Origin of the sequence: Anaerosalibacter bizertensis, from assembly GCF_009696605.1 — a bacterium.
Taxonomy (GTDB): domain Bacteria; phylum Bacillota; class Clostridia; order Tissierellales; family Sporanaerobacteraceae; genus Anaerosalibacter; species Anaerosalibacter bizertensis.
In genome coordinates this window covers 1-13,968 of the sequence record NZ_VULR01000002.1, presented here as the reverse complement: position 1 = coordinate 13,968, position 13,968 = coordinate 1, and the positions used below count along the sequence as shown (strand labels likewise).

General features: G+C 31.5%; 25 protein-coding genes. All 25 read right to left on the bottom strand.

Annotated elements, in window-relative coordinates:
• Window positions 1–16 precede the first annotated feature (16 nt).
• Window positions 17–1,246, bottom strand: a complete 1,230-nt coding sequence (locus tag FYJ27_RS01760; RefSeq protein WP_154482222.1) for a phage major capsid protein — start codon at window positions 1,244–1,246, stop codon at window positions 17–19.
• Entirely contained in the window at window positions 1,239–1,952 is a 714-nt protein-coding gene (locus FYJ27_RS01755) for a head maturation protease, ClpP-related (protein ID WP_326831020.1), read from the bottom strand. The genes FYJ27_RS01760 and FYJ27_RS01755 overlap by 8 nt, the downstream gene beginning before the upstream one ends.
• Window positions 1,936–3,105 carry a phage portal protein gene (locus FYJ27_RS01750; protein WP_229775437.1) on the bottom strand — a complete coding sequence of 390 codons (1,170 nt, stop codon included), beginning with the start codon at window positions 3,103–3,105 and terminating at the stop codon, window positions 1,936–1,938. Before FYJ27_RS01750 ends, FYJ27_RS01755 begins: the two co-directional genes overlap by 17 nt.
• A gap of 38 nt (window positions 3,106–3,143) precedes the next feature.
• Complete coding sequence (locus FYJ27_RS01745; RefSeq protein WP_154482219.1) at window positions 3,144–3,317, bottom strand: hypothetical protein; 174 nt, start codon at window positions 3,315–3,317, stop codon at window positions 3,144–3,146.
• A 12-nt stretch (window positions 3,318–3,329) separates the two neighbouring features.
• Window positions 3,330–5,039, bottom strand: a complete 1,710-nt coding sequence (locus tag FYJ27_RS01740) for a terminase large subunit (RefSeq protein ID WP_154482216.1) — start codon at window positions 5,037–5,039, stop codon at window positions 3,330–3,332.
• The gene (locus FYJ27_RS01735) at window positions 5,036–5,398 is read right to left on the bottom strand and encodes a hypothetical protein (protein WP_154482213.1); all 363 of its coding nucleotides are present in this window, start codon (window positions 5,396–5,398) and stop codon (window positions 5,036–5,038) included. The genes FYJ27_RS01740 and FYJ27_RS01735 overlap by 4 nt, the downstream gene beginning before the upstream one ends.
• 263 nt (window positions 5,399–5,661) lie before the next feature.
• Window positions 5,662–5,940 carry a hypothetical protein gene (locus tag FYJ27_RS01730; protein ID WP_154482210.1) on the bottom strand — a complete coding sequence of 93 codons (279 nt, stop codon included), beginning with the start codon at window positions 5,938–5,940 and terminating at the stop codon, window positions 5,662–5,664.
• Window position 5,941: 1 nt separating this feature from the next.
• A complete protein-coding gene (locus tag FYJ27_RS01725; protein WP_154482207.1) occupies window positions 5,942–6,238 on the bottom strand; it encodes an HNH endonuclease signature motif containing protein in 297 nt (98 codons plus the stop codon).
• 181 nt (window positions 6,239–6,419) lie between these two features.
• Window positions 6,420–7,052: a hypothetical protein gene (locus FYJ27_RS01720; protein ID WP_154482204.1), complete on the bottom strand. Its 633-nt coding sequence runs from the start codon at window positions 7,050–7,052 to the stop codon at window positions 6,420–6,422.
• A 64-nt stretch (window positions 7,053–7,116) separates the two neighbouring features.
• Window positions 7,117–7,281, bottom strand: a complete 165-nt coding sequence (locus FYJ27_RS01715) for a hypothetical protein (protein ID WP_154482201.1) — start codon at window positions 7,279–7,281, stop codon at window positions 7,117–7,119.
• Between the two features lie 215 nt (window positions 7,282–7,496).
• Window positions 7,497–8,018 carry a hypothetical protein gene (locus tag FYJ27_RS01710; protein ID WP_154482198.1) on the bottom strand — a complete coding sequence of 174 codons (522 nt, stop codon included), beginning with the start codon at window positions 8,016–8,018 and terminating at the stop codon, window positions 7,497–7,499.
• Window positions 8,019–8,036: 18 nt separating this feature from the next.
• Entirely contained in the window at window positions 8,037–8,696 is a 660-nt protein-coding gene (locus FYJ27_RS01705; RefSeq protein WP_195839056.1) for a putative HNHc nuclease, read from the bottom strand.
• Window positions 8,697–8,732: 36 nt separating this feature from the next.
• The gene (locus tag FYJ27_RS01700) at window positions 8,733–8,897 is read right to left on the bottom strand and encodes a Com family DNA-binding transcriptional regulator (RefSeq protein WP_154482192.1); all 165 of its coding nucleotides are present in this window, start codon (window positions 8,895–8,897) and stop codon (window positions 8,733–8,735) included.
• A 10-nt stretch (window positions 8,898–8,907) separates the two neighbouring features.
• Window positions 8,908–9,171 (bottom strand): nucleoside triphosphate pyrophosphohydrolase family protein, encoded by a 264-nt coding sequence (locus FYJ27_RS01695; RefSeq protein ID WP_154482189.1) that lies wholly within the window; start codon window positions 9,169–9,171, stop codon window positions 8,908–8,910.
• A gap of 204 nt (window positions 9,172–9,375) precedes the next feature.
• Window positions 9,376–9,546 (bottom strand): hypothetical protein, encoded by a 171-nt coding sequence (locus FYJ27_RS01690; protein WP_154482186.1) that lies wholly within the window; start codon window positions 9,544–9,546, stop codon window positions 9,376–9,378.
• A 2-nt stretch (window positions 9,547–9,548) separates the two neighbouring features.
• Window positions 9,549–10,310, bottom strand: a complete 762-nt coding sequence (locus tag FYJ27_RS01685; protein ID WP_154482183.1) for a hypothetical protein — start codon at window positions 10,308–10,310, stop codon at window positions 9,549–9,551.
• An 11-nt stretch (window positions 10,311–10,321) separates the two neighbouring features.
• The gene (locus FYJ27_RS01680; protein ID WP_154482180.1) at window positions 10,322–10,501 is read right to left on the bottom strand and encodes a hypothetical protein; all 180 of its coding nucleotides are present in this window, start codon (window positions 10,499–10,501) and stop codon (window positions 10,322–10,324) included.
• Complete coding sequence (locus FYJ27_RS01675; protein WP_154482177.1) at window positions 10,495–10,662, bottom strand: hypothetical protein; 168 nt, start codon at window positions 10,660–10,662, stop codon at window positions 10,495–10,497. Before FYJ27_RS01675 ends, FYJ27_RS01680 begins: the two co-directional genes overlap by 7 nt.
• 11 nt (window positions 10,663–10,673) lie before the next feature.
• Entirely contained in the window at window positions 10,674–11,069 is a 396-nt protein-coding gene (locus tag FYJ27_RS01670; RefSeq protein WP_154482174.1) for a DUF1064 domain-containing protein, read from the bottom strand.
• Entirely contained in the window at window positions 11,035–11,184 is a 150-nt protein-coding gene (locus FYJ27_RS01665) for a hypothetical protein (protein ID WP_154482171.1), read from the bottom strand. Before FYJ27_RS01665 ends, FYJ27_RS01670 begins: the two co-directional genes overlap by 35 nt.
• Window positions 11,177–11,368, bottom strand: coding sequence for a DUF6877 family protein (locus FYJ27_RS01660; RefSeq protein ID WP_154482168.1), 192 nt, complete (start codon window positions 11,366–11,368; stop codon window positions 11,177–11,179). The genes FYJ27_RS01665 and FYJ27_RS01660 overlap by 8 nt, the downstream gene beginning before the upstream one ends.
• A gap of 243 nt (window positions 11,369–11,611) precedes the next feature.
• Entirely contained in the window at window positions 11,612–11,791 is a 180-nt protein-coding gene (locus FYJ27_RS01655; protein WP_154482165.1) for a hypothetical protein, read from the bottom strand.
• Between the two features lie 12 nt (window positions 11,792–11,803).
• The gene (locus FYJ27_RS01650; protein ID WP_154482162.1) at window positions 11,804–12,700 is read right to left on the bottom strand and encodes a DnaD domain-containing protein; all 897 of its coding nucleotides are present in this window, start codon (window positions 12,698–12,700) and stop codon (window positions 11,804–11,806) included.
• A gap of 45 nt (window positions 12,701–12,745) precedes the next feature.
• Entirely contained in the window at window positions 12,746–13,597 is an 852-nt protein-coding gene (locus FYJ27_RS01645; RefSeq protein ID WP_154482159.1) for an exodeoxyribonuclease X C-terminal domain-containing protein, read from the bottom strand.
• A 17-nt stretch (window positions 13,598–13,614) separates the two neighbouring features.
• A complete protein-coding gene (locus FYJ27_RS01640; RefSeq protein WP_154482156.1) occupies window positions 13,615–13,887 on the bottom strand; it encodes a hypothetical protein in 273 nt (90 codons plus the stop codon).
• Between the last annotated feature and the right edge of the window lie 81 nt (window positions 13,888–13,968).

The window sequence follows — 13,968 nt, the reverse complement described above, 5'->3', positions numbered from 1 at the left end:
GGTCAGCCCTCTCTTATTAAACAGTTGCACCTTTCTTAGTGATTGTTACTAATGAATTTTCATCTACTACTTTTCCATCTACAAGCATTAGAGCCTTAGTTACTTGATCATCTGTATCATTATCTTCGTATTTCTTAACAGTTATATTGTAGTTTGTATTAAGCACATAATCTTTAAAATTGAATAAAAATGCTACAACTGCATCTGATTCGATAGTAGAGCCAAGGCTTGTCATATAGTCATTCAATACTACAGTTCTACCTAACAATGTTCTTTCAGGTCTACCATTTATACCATAATTAACTCTTGCAATAGGTTGTTTATTGCTATCTACCATACCTATAAACTTCATAAATGTCTTTTTAGTCATACACCATACTGCTTCTGATTCATAAGCAAGTGGTAAAGCTGCTTCTGCTTCAACTAAAGTTTTATAATCAATATCAGCGCTTGCTCCAATCTCTATATTTTGTCCTTCTGGAGCAGTTTCAGTTAATATGCCTGTAGGTTGTCCTTCACCTGTACCCGATATAATAGCTTGTTCTAATGCTTTTGTCATAGCTTCAGCAATATTATTTATTATAGTTGTTTCAAATACACCTAGTGTTACTATGCTAGTTTCAAATGATACTGATACCGCACATCTTAACTTGTAGTAATTGAATACCACATTACCTGTAGTTTTCTTTTGTTTGGCTGAACCTTTACCTTCTGCTGTCCAAGTTGCTACTGGCTTTACAGTTGATGTAGGAATTGCTAATCCACCTTTGTAAGATGTTCTAGTTACTAAAGGTAAAATCATTCCTGTTGCTTCAAGTTTTTCAACTATTTTTTCTAATATTGTTGTAGGAATTACAGAACCAACATCACTTGTAGTTGTGTTTTGGTCTGCATTTAGGAATTTTTCAGGAATTGGGGTTCCTTTCACTACATTGTTCATAAAAGCTTTTCTATATTCTATTGTGTTATATATATCTGTTTCAGTTGCTATTGTATTTTTTTCTAATGAATCTATTACAGTGCCATCAACTCCATTATCCCCTAGTTCGGCAATGTTTACTGGTTTAGGGTCAGTGTTTAGTGCATTTAAATTTGCCTGTGCTTTTGAAAAATCTTCCCATTGATTATCTAGCTTTTCTACTTCTTTCATTTTTGCATTTGCTTCTTCAATTTTACTTTCATTAATTAAGTTTTGAGCCTCGTCTAATAGTCCTTGTCTTTTAGCTAAATATTCTTTTTTATTCATTAATCATCTCTCCTTTTAATTTTAATAAATCTAATTGCGCCTTAGTTTTTTGCAATAAAAAATCCGACTCATTGCTATTTGCATTGTTCGGATTCTTAATCGTGTTTCTTATTTTCTCAATAGTTTTATATGGTATGCCACTACCAAGATTATTATAAAAACTTTTTATAGATTGGCTTTGATTATCAAACATTACTTCATCTACAAATTTATTTTTTACTGCGTCTTCTGCTGACATCCAAGTTTCTTGATCCATTAATGATAATAATTCTTTGTCTGATAACCCTGTTTTCTCTTTGTATGCATTTGCTATGGATTGATTAGCAATTTTTAATACATCTGATGTTTTATCCATAACATTATAATCACCTCTAGCTCCACCAGATACATTGTGTATCATAAACAATCCAGTAGGAGTAATTCTACTTTTACCAGCCATGGATATTACACTTGCTGCACTCGCCGCTAATCCTACAATATTAATTATCACATTTCCTTTATAATTCCTAAGTGCTGTATATATTTCTGATCCAGCAAATATATCTCCACCACCACTGTTTATTTCAACTTCTATATCTTCTCCTTTTGCTTCACTTAAAGCTCTATTAATGTCTTTTGGACTAGTAGCTTCTATCCCTAACCAATCATATATCCATTTGTCACCACTTGAAACAATATCCCCTTTTACATTAATCTTCTTCGTCACTATTTCCACCTCCTTCCTTTATTGGAGCTGTATCAAGTCTTCTCACTGCTATGTCCCCACCCTCTATTGGTGCTAGATTCATGATTTTTCTTACTTCATTTGGTGTCATCATTCCTCTATCTACGAACTGTACTAGTTCTAATTTTGTTTTCATAGAAGCATATTGAAGGTTTGAAGCTTCAAATATTATTTTATTTCCAAACCCTCTTTCTCTCCTAGAGAATAGCTTTCTAGTGTACTCATTACTCATTTGCATTGCATCAGGTTCAATCCTGGATTCATAATAACTTATCCATTCATTCTCATCATAGCTTGATTGAACAATTTTTTTATTTGTATTAAAGAATGAATATATTCTATCAGTAGTCCTATCGGTTTGTGCAGCATTAGGCACATAATCCTTAGGCTCAACTTGTATTGCGTCTGCTTTAGCGTCTGTTGCAGCAGCTCCAACTGTACTACTTTCCAAAGATAAATAATTGTTAACAAATTCCTCTGTATTTTTCTTGATGTCCTCAGGTCTCAAAGTTTGATTATATTTAAGCAACCATTTAACAATATTACTATTTTTTATAGCTTTTATTATCCCTTGATCTGTTGTAGAAACTATATTCATAAGACTAGTTAGAGCTTTTCCAGGAGGTTCTCCAAATATATCATTATCGTTATAATCATCTCTAAGATGTATTATTTCTGTATAAGGGAACGTTGCTACTTTGCCATTTTGAAAATAGAATTTTAAAAATAAATCTCCTGTTTGATTATATAGTGCTTCAACTGTCATGCAAGGAATAGGATATAATTCAATTGGATATCCATTACTATCTTTGATTATTAAAATAAAAGCATTATTATTAAGCGCTAATTGTGTTGCTACTTTCTCCTGGAGCATTTGACCACTCATATATGGGTTAGGATCCTCTAATAAAAATCTTATATATGGCTCTGGATTAATCTTGATTCCATCTTTATCATTTCTAATATGTTTAGGAGTTAGTTTTCCTATCGCCTTTACTCTTGGTCTTATACAAGCTCTTACTATATCACTTTCATAAAGTTTACCATTCCAAGAATAAAAGCCATTACCTCTATCTACTATCATTTTGTATCTTGCTACCTGTGCAACATTCTTAAACTTATCAAATAAGCCCAATAAATCACCTCCCTTATAACCAATAACATTAAATTAAATTAAATCATTTTTACCTCTTCTTTCTCATTAATAACAACTGCTGTTATTAAGTCTGGATTTAAAATGAGATGTTTTGTTTTTTCTGAATTATAGATTCCGGTTCTCCCATTCATGTAATCTACTTGTACATCACCATCAGCTTTTATCTTTCTATCTCCTATTATTACTATCATTTATTAACCCTCCTAAATCATATTAATATAATCCTCATAGTGTCTTTCTAATGCTACATAGGCATCTAATAAACTTGCCAAGCCATCTATACGCCTTCTACTATTACTAGTTTTTACAGGCTGTATATTATCATTTTTATCTATGTCTACAGACGTATTGCTCAAACACCATTTTAAAATAGGATTATTATTGTAATTAATCCTTTTACTTTCTAGATCGGCTCCTAATGATTTCATTGGGCCACTTAAAGTCTTTTTCCCTTGTATGACTGATTCCATTCCATCTTTGCCAAAATAAGACTTCATTTCCTCTACATAATATTCAGCAGACCAATGATCATATCCATGCCAAGGAATGTAAATGTCGTATTCATTTTGTATTTCTAAGAACCACTGCGTAACATATTTATAATGAATTTTATTGCCTGGAGTAGTTCTTAATAACCCCATGTCTCTCCACTTATCATAAGGAATTTTATCTTCTTGCACTCTTTTTTCTAATAAGTCTTCAGGTAACCAATACATTTGTTTAACATAAATTGTATTGTCCCCTGGTACCATAAATATAACAGTTCCACAAGTAAGGTCCGTTGTTGAAGATAAATCAGAACCCCCTATACCATATCTAGGTTTTAGTTTTTCTAAATCATAAGTAGCTGGATTATTTAACTGTTCAAATGTTAACCATGCCTCATGGGTTGTTTCTCTAATATTAAAATCCTTGCATAGTAGATTTTTTACTAGCAAGGGATTAGCTTTAGCTTTATTAACCTTATTCCTTAATTGGTCTATTTTTTTAATAGTTCCTAGTCCTGGATTAGGTTGATACCAACATTCTTCATCTATCCAGTCTTTCCTATTGTCTAATTCATAAATAATAGGAAGGAGTCTTTCATTCTTATATCCTTCTGGATCTTCATATCCGTTTATTACTCTTTCAGCTTCATCATATTTTATGTCAAATACTGATTCTCTTACTGTACCAGCTGTAGTAGTGATAAAAATTAAAGGCTCATCTCTTGCAGATGTACCATCAACTATAACATCATATAAGTTTACATCTTTCCATGCATGTATTTCATCCAGTAGTGCACAATGCACATTTAAACCATCTAAACTATCTGAATCCCTGCCTAGAGGTTTAAAAAAAGAATCGTTAAAATCACTATTTATTTCAGCTACTAAAGTTTTCATCCTCTTTCGCAGTGAAGGTGATTTTTTAACCATTCTTTTGGCTTCTAACCATATTATTTTTGCCTGGTCTTTTTTAGTTGCACAAGCATATACTTCAGCTCCAGGTTCTCCGTCTGCCATTTGCATATATAGACCAATAGCAGCTGCTAAAGTAGATTTACCGTTTTTTCTACCCACCACTAACATTACTTCTTGGTACTTTCTAGTGCCATCTATTTTATGAACCATTCCAAAAGTTGCAGCTACAAGGGCCTTTTGCCATAATTCTAGCATGAATGGCTTTCCACCCATTTTACCTTTAGAATGTCTTGTGTAGTTCTCTATAAATTCTATTGCATGATTACCTTTAACTGGATCATACTCCCACTCACTTTTAGGATCATTTATAATCCTAACTAGTTCATTGTAGACTTTATGAACCTTCTTAGGAGTTCTTCTTCTATTTTTTCTATTAAGGTTTATCCAATTCCAATATTCCAGGATTGGATTGTAGTCTTCTGGATATTGTATCTTTCTTACTGCACTCATTTCATCATCACGAAGTCTTCAAAGCCATCATCTACTTCTTTTTTCACTTCTTCTTTAGGGTGTAGATTAGTTAATTTATCTATTATATTTGTATATCTTTGCACCATTGTGTTGTATGCTTTTAAAGCAGGGTGTTCACGAAGGATAGAGTAATCACCTTGTGGCATTTCATCTATTGGTCCATGTTTATCTATTTCTTCTTTTAATTCCGCTAATGTTACTCTCATGTATGCAGCTTCTTCAATCAATCCTTTAGCAGTTAGTCTTTTATTTCTGTCTATGTCTTGGAATAACTTAGTAAGTCTATTTATTTCTCTATTAACTAATGTATCTTTGTCCACTTCTTTCTTTTTACTCATATCTTTCACCTGCCTTATTAGTTATTTTTAGGGGTGGGGGTTATGTGAAAACCTCCTGCGTGTTTTCTGTATATAGGCACATGGTATTCACACAGCGAACCCTGTATTTTTACATAGGGGGGCTATACCTATTGCAATTACTAGATTCTTATTTTTTTCAAACGTGAATGTGCGTATTTCACTAGCTCACAGGCGTTGCTTATAAGTGTTGGTATCACTATGTTACAAAGCTTTTATGATATGCTAATCCTTGTAATTTTTTATTATATTTTAGCTCCCTCTAACCTCTCATGTCCATTGACTAAAGGTAAGTGCACATTCAATTCTACATACTTACAATCTGGAGATGCCCATCCAGCGGAATAATTACCTTCTCCTCTATTATCATCGATCATCTTCTCAGCCAAATTTTTAGCAAATCTATAAAACACTTGTGTATTTACAAATCTACGTTTCTTACATATTAATTTTATATCTATTACTCCGTATACTTCTTTTACTTTTATATCAATTATAGTAAAGTACCTTTCAAAGTTTCCCATCTCATTCCCTTCTTACTAAATCTCCACTCTCATCAAACATAACATCATCTCTTACTACATCATACTTACTCATATGCTCTTTGCTATGACAACTCTGGCATAACAATTCTAAGTTATCCCAGGATAAAGTGATGTAAGGATCATTAATATTTTCTGGTGTTAAATGTTCTTTATGATGAACTTCTTCCCCAGGCATACCACAACGTTCACATATACCATATTTAGATTGTTTGTATCCTTCTCTACACTTGATCCATTCCTTAGAGTTATAAAATTTCTTTGCAAATTCTCTAGCCATCTACATCATTCCTTTAACTTAGACACAATCTTAATAATTCCTAATATTATTAAAAATATAATTCCTAAACTTAGGCCTACTACCTCTATAATTAATTTAAATTTAAAATATGTTTCCATGTCATCCCCTACCTTAATTTTATGTATGAAAAAAGAGCCTTGTTGGCTCTACAATTATATAACTAATTTTTATTTATAGCTTTTTTCTTGTTGACTCTTTCGTCTATATCCTTAGCAAATTCTTTTATATATTTAATTACAAGTTTATTGAATTCAAAATCGATATAAAATGTTCCTCCTTCTAATTCTTTTGGAAATTCTATTATCCTATTTGTTTCAAAGAACCTTTTATCAAACCTTCCATAATTATGTGTGTTTATATGCCTAAACTCCATGAAAAAATGTATTATATTGTAATTTTTGATTTTTTTTAAATCAAGTCCTATTAATTTTTTGTAATACTTATTAGCCTTATTTAAATTTTGATAATTTATGTATCTATCTTTACTAAAATTACTTATCAAATAATTCTTCAATTCTTCTTGGTTTTCAAATCTATCTTTAGTCTGTTCAAGTAAAAAACTTCCTAAGAATTCTTCAAATAATGAAAAAATATAATTATACATAGCCCTATGATAGAAAATCTTTGAACTTTTCAAACTTTTATCAGAGCAAATATCCTTAACCTTCAAATATCCTAATTCATAGATATTAGTATTAGCTATTATCCCTATTGTTAATCCATTAAATAACTTCTTTGCTTCATAGCTTTTTAAGGAATTTGCTTCTCTTAGCATCTCGTTTATATTATCCATAATCTAGCTCCCCCTTCCTTGATATATTTCTACATAAAAGGAGGAAATCCTTCTTCACTCTCCATTATCCCCACTTAACCTGCCTAATTCTTCTTCTTTGTCTTCTGTATGAATCATGCATCATTAGATTCTCAGGTCTATCTCCTAATTTAATTTTCTCCTTACCTATCTTCTTCAATTTTCTATATGTAATAGGATCTGTCTCCCTAATAATATTTTCTATCCTCATTTTCTCACCTCATTTTTGCATAATAAAAGGGCACATCAGCTTTTAAAGCTGATATGCTCTTTTTGGGGTCTATTCTAATGAAAGTAATAGCCTTTTTGATTAGTCCTTATTATTTTGTATTTACTCCCTGTAGCTAAAATTTCTTCCAATACCATATTATCACATATAAAAATTAAAAACTGTCCCTAAACTGGTCCAAAACTGGTCCTTTTCTGTTACTTTTTGATTTTAAACCTATTATAGTATGGTTCCAATATCCTAGCTACAAGTCTAATGGCTTGTCTATTCATCTTTCTAATCCCTTCCACAGTAATATAATTCTGTTGTCTAAACCTATCATTAAAACTAATCTCTATGTCTCTCCAAAACATTCCTTCAAAGTATTTACATTCAATAATAAATCTTTCTTGCATTGTTAGTGCATTTAAAGCTCCATCTATCTGTTCTAGTTCTATTTGATATGGATATATTCTAGAATGATCATCTTTTATCCATTGTTTTAATAGTTCTATAGCTTCCTCTTTATCCTCTACAGCTAACTCTACAGGTGATTTTCTTCCTCCCCCTGTACCTCTAGGCATACCTGGTTCCCTTGGTGAACCTAGAAATACATATTCAAATGAATCTGGATTACTTAATGCTTCTTTATATTGTTCTATCCTGGCTAATGTTGTCTCTACAACTGATTTCTTTCTTTTATAGTCCTTTAATGCATTCTCTATTATTTTTATATTCATATCTGCTTTCCTCCTATCCTAATTGTTATAGATAACTCCATAAACGTAATATTTCTTCTCAAAATTTTTACGCCCTATTTTATGATATTCAGTGTGGTGTTCTCTGCATAGGCACATTTTTCTGTTTTCACTATCATCAACCTTTGTCCTATCTCTCCCCATGCCTATAGTGTCAACATGATGCTCTTCTCCCTCTCTGCCGCATACACAACATTTCTTTTGCTCTAAACATATTCTTAAATAGCTTTCTATATTATCAAGTCCCTCGGCTGGATTTTCCTTAAGTGGTATTCCTGCTTCAAAACATAATCTAATTAAAAATTCTATATAGTCACCTGCTAGATCCTTGCTACAGTTACTTAAACTAAAATCCTCATATTCTGTTGCTCTTATAAAACTTGATTTAGTAGCTTCTTTAATATTCTCTTTATTATCTCCTGTATAAGTAGCTATGTCTTTAAGTAATCCATATATTTTCTTTCTCTGTTCTGGAGTAATCTGCTTCATTCTCTCTATTTGTTTTTCCTCATCTATAAGTAAATCAACTGTTATTGGCTTATCCATGAAATTATATATATTTTTCATAACCTCCAAAGTTTGTTTATCATTTATGGCCAATGTTATTTTCATACCTTTTTTAAGTGTTTTTATATTATCTATCTCACAATTAAATTTCATATTCATTCCCTCCTAAAAATAAAAAGCCCAAGGATTTTAATTTCCCTGGGCTTCTAGAGCCTCTGTATTATTTATTTTATAGGTATGTATAGTCTTACATTTAGTACACTTCATTTCTATCTCTGCTATTGTCCCTTCTGGTACTTTTCCTAATAGTTTATTACATCTTACACACCTAATTTCTATTCTGTCTTTCACCATAGCTGCCCTCCTAAACTCCAAGTCTTTCCGCTAATCTTTTTATTTTATATTCCTTCATTTCTTCTACGTCTTCATCTATATTAAACAATATTTTCATCTGCTCTAGCATTATTTCTACATCTGCTATTTCTTCTGCTATATATAGTTCGTTTTCTTCTCCTCTCATGTTTTTAGATAGTTCCTTTTGTAGTTCTGTCATTTCTTCGATTGCCACTACCTTTTGTAAATATCCCCAATTTCTTAGAGCTTGAATATATATTTCTTTCTTGTCCATGTTTTCACCCTCCTATTTCCTTTTTAGTTCTTGTTTTATCCTTAGTAGTGTTATTACTATAGTCGCTATGATTAAAGCTTGTACCATTATCCTGTATCCTCCCATTACTGTTGCTTGTCCTCTGCATTTGCTAGAATAAACATTGCTAATGCAAAGTTAAATAGTATTGCAGTTATTCCGATTATAAGTAATAAACCTAACATTTTATCCCTCCTGTAATACCGACTCTAGTATTGTTAATATAATTTCTAGTGATTGTTCTTCTGTAAATCCCGCTTCTGTATAGCTTAAATATAAGCTGTAGAGCATTTCTGCATGTTCATCCATTTGTTCTTTTTCTGTTTTATTAAAGTTTAACATTTCATCCCAATCCATTTTTATCCCTCCGTTCTTTCAAATTCTATGACCCATACCCAAGGATTAGCTTCCCATCCGTATTGATTTAAGTCTTGTTTCTTTATTGTAGAGTTCCATAGCTCTATAAATTTCTTCTTCTCTTCTGAATAAGGTAATCCTTCTTGCTTAATATCCCAGTTACTAATCTCCTGTAACCTTTCTACATATACATTTTTTACTTTTAGAAAAATTCTCACTGCAGATTTTGGCATATGGATTGAAGGTTTCCATCTCAAGCGATCTTCTGAATCTGCATAGTGTATATCACTTGCTTTAAACACATAATATTTCTCTCTAGCTGGGTCACTTGGTCTTGAACACTGTGTGCTTAAACCTGCCTTTATCTTGTCAATCTCATCAAAATTTGTTATTAGTTCACGAATATTAAAGGGTCTATCTCTGCCATACTCTGTTTCAAATACTTCTTGCCATGTTTCCCTAACATAGAGAATGTCCCCAACTTTAAAGTATAAGGGGTAATACAGTGCATCAATCATTGTTTCCCCCTTATATTCAAATACATCATTATCATTATAGAACCCAGCATATAGTCTATTTGGATTTGTACCATTAAGATTTTCATCTATCTTGTAAAATTTATCTTTTCCATCCATAGTTGGAGTTCTGCCATAATATTTTACAATTCTCCTGGTAACAGTCTTCTTATTTTTCAATATTGCTTGTACCATCTCAGTATTAAAAAGAATAGGTTTTGCCATCTCTAATAGTTGTTTTCTTGACATTTTACCCCCTCCTAATTTACTAATTTGTATAATTTTTCTTTCGTACTTCCTGGTATCATCTCTTCTATACTGCATATACATTGCTCTCTATGATAAGCTTCTACAGCTCTTTTCTCGTACTCTTTCGATAGCTTTAAGTCTCCATTCAAGTGTCTTATTATTGCTCTAGCACAGTATTCTATAGTTAGCATTTTTTTATCCCTCCATCTTCTTTTCTCATTGCCCAATCCTCAAAACCATAATAGCCGCAGTCATGACAAATAAATATTTTCCTTGTATACTCAGGCTTTTCGACTGGTATAAACTCATCATATTCTATATTTTTTGAACCACACCATTTACATTTTTTCATTCCCCTACCTCCTACTTAACTATTTTTAAACTTAAATCTGGATATTGATACTCAAACATCTTTTTCTTAATCTTAAATACTTGAGTTTCAACCCCTTTAACATCTACAACTTCTGTAGTTCCATCTAGGTTTACTATTACAAAATCTGCTATGTAAGTAATAGCTCTATATGTCTTTCCGTTCTTTGAAAATTTAGGTTGTAACTCGTATCTTGGTTGTAATCCAAAGTCTTTTATCTCTCCTGCTTGTTTTAAAATCTTTAACATAGAGTAATATTCAGCTTCTTTTTTGCTATCAAAAGTAATTCCGTCTATAGTTATTTTCTTATTGTTATATTTATTTTTCTTTTTAGGCTTTTTCTTATTTAAATAATCAAGATATTGCTCTTCTGTCCATCTTAAACTCATAATCTTCACCTTTTTCTTCTATTGCTTTTGTTATAGCTTCCTCTACACTTATATTCTCATTAAAATATATCTCTACTACTTCATCAGCTATAGCTAATATTTCTTTTTTAGTCATTCTTCTTCACCTTCTTTATAAACCTTTCAGCATATCTAAATTGTTGTTTTATATAAGGATCTTCAATACTTCCACCACTTGCTAGCCAATCTCCTATTCTTTTATCTATATCAACTAAAACCATATGAGGCAATAAGTGTCCATATCGAAATAAATCTTCCATACTGTTTATTGAAATATTCAATTTTCCTTCACCCTTTCTTTATACCTCTGTACACACTTTTTGGACATCTAACATAATCTATAGTAGGCACCAAATATACCTTATTCAGGAGGTGTAATTATGGGTGATATAGCTTGTAGAAAACGTAAAGGTTTTGATGATTCACTACTATTCTTTTTCTTACTACTAGTAGTAATATTCTGTAACTGTGACAATTGGTGTTAAGTTGATATGCTAAGCCGGGGGGATTGTTCCTCGGCTTTTTTATATCTCTTCTGCTATACATTCACCTATTACAAAATCCGATTTTAGAAAACATTCCTTAAATCCTTCTCTATGCTGTAAAATATAATATCTATCTTCTTTACCTATGCATGTACCAATAAAAGGTGCTGCCCTCCTTGATTTAGCTTTCTTTACTTTATACTTCCTGCCTACTTTCATATTTTCACCCTCCTATAAAGCATTCTGATCCCTCAGCCTTTCCAAATGTTCTAGCTTTTTTCTCTCCATAATCTTTTCTAAATCATCATTAGAATAGCTTTCTGTCCTTTGGTCAAAATTATGAAATCTAGTTTTTTTAGCCTTTGGATATTGGACTTTATTCTGGCTCTTTTGTTTTTCTTCTTTCTCTTGCCTTTCAAGTTCCTTCTCTTTTCTCAAAGCTTCTAAATCATCTATAGTTAAGATGTTATTGTCCTTCCAGTTTCTTAAAATTCCTAATATATAATTAACTGTTCTCTTTTTGTTATTAGCTGCAATTTTTGTAGCTTCACTAAACATATCTAAATTAAATACATTTGAGTATTCATATATTTCATCAATTAAGATTGGAGGTATTACTCCAGTATTTTTTTCTAAAAGCCTTATAATATTTTTAAAGTTTTCGTCGTACATACATACACTATATTCTTTCATTCTTACATTCTTATCATTCTTGTTAGGTGTTAGCTCTTTGTTAGTGCTTTGTTGGTCCTTTGTTAACTCTTTGTTATCATCTTTGTTAATCTCTTTGTTGTCACCTTGATATAAGTCCCAATTTATAATAGTTATAAGCCTTCCTGTCTTTGTTGATTCACTTGTTAGAAATTCATATTTTTCAAACTTATTTAATGCTGTTCTAACGTTTTGTATTGTTATTCCTTTTCCAGATTTATCTACTATAGATTGTAAGCTTGTAACAAATTGACCTGGCTTAGCAACATATTTTTTCCCTTTCCATTCCCACTCCTTTTCTTTGTGATTAGCCATAGTTAACAACGTTATTAAAATCACTTTTTGCTGTGGGGTTGAGCTTTGCCATATTGCCTTATCCATTAGCTGCCTATGAAGTTTTATCCACCCTTTATCCATCTCTAATCACCTGCTTATTCAAAACCAGGAGCCAAAGCTCCTAGCCTAAAATAGTAATTCATTCTCAACTACTTCATCAAATCCTTCTACTTTTTCATCCTGCTTATTGTTGCTTTCCTTATTGTTTTTGCTGCTATTTAAAACCATGTTTGCTGCTTTCTTCATTACCTCTTCCTTTGCATTACTTGCTAACCAATCAAGGTAATCTGGTTGAATCTCATGTACTTCTTTCAAGGTTTTTCCTTTATATTTACCAAATGTTAATTTTACATTTTCAGCTTCTACCTCTGTTAAATTAGAAACCTCTTCTTGCTGTATAAACTGTCTCATATCTTCAATATCCTGAGTAAATAATTCTGACAAACTTGCAACTGTTAATGTAGCATCTATTTGAGCTCGTTTTTTAGCCATTTTTAAGATCGTATTAGCTTGTGAATATATTTCATCATTTTCTATTTGATACTCGACTTTTCCCCATCTATTTGACCTTTGCTTTAAACTACTCTTGTCTATTCCTGTAGGCAAATCATCCTCTTTGACCCATCTCCATCTGTATTTATTTTCTTTAGAATTACAACTACCTACACCTTCAGTTATCTTGTAATTACCTTTAGAAAGGATACATTTCATTGTGTAAGCAAATATACCTTTCTCATAGTCCTCAATACGCTCTATAATTTCATATTCACTAGTAAGTCCAAACATCATTAAAAGCTTTTCTGCACCGGGTTTAAGCAATGTTGGCTTTGAAGTACCTGGAATAGTATCATAGTCATGTCCTTGCTTTAATTCTTTCTGTACAGCCGCTTGAACTTGTGTAATTTTATTTAAGGTTCCCACTATTTCATTAACCTCTACATTTTCTATTAAACTCATCATCATATTTTCATTATCCATTTATCTCTCTCCCTTAATTAGCCTAGATAAGGCTTAGTTAAAATAAATTCAAACGTTCTATCATTCTTTTTTTCCACTTCATAATAAGGCTGAGACCATTGCCTGAACTTAAGATATTTGTTGACAGCTCCTGGATATAGAAATAAAAAGAAACCTTCTATAAAATCTTTGGAATACTTTATATCTGAATTATTTTTTATAATTATCTTTTCAACTGTATCTCTATATTTTCCACACTTTAATTTTTCAGTAACTACTTCAAAATTGTAATCCTTAAAAGTAACAGCCATTTATTCCACCTCCACCTTAAAATCTTCTGGTTTTTCTTCTATACTTAATCCATCAATTTCAACTATTTCACCTGTATTTTT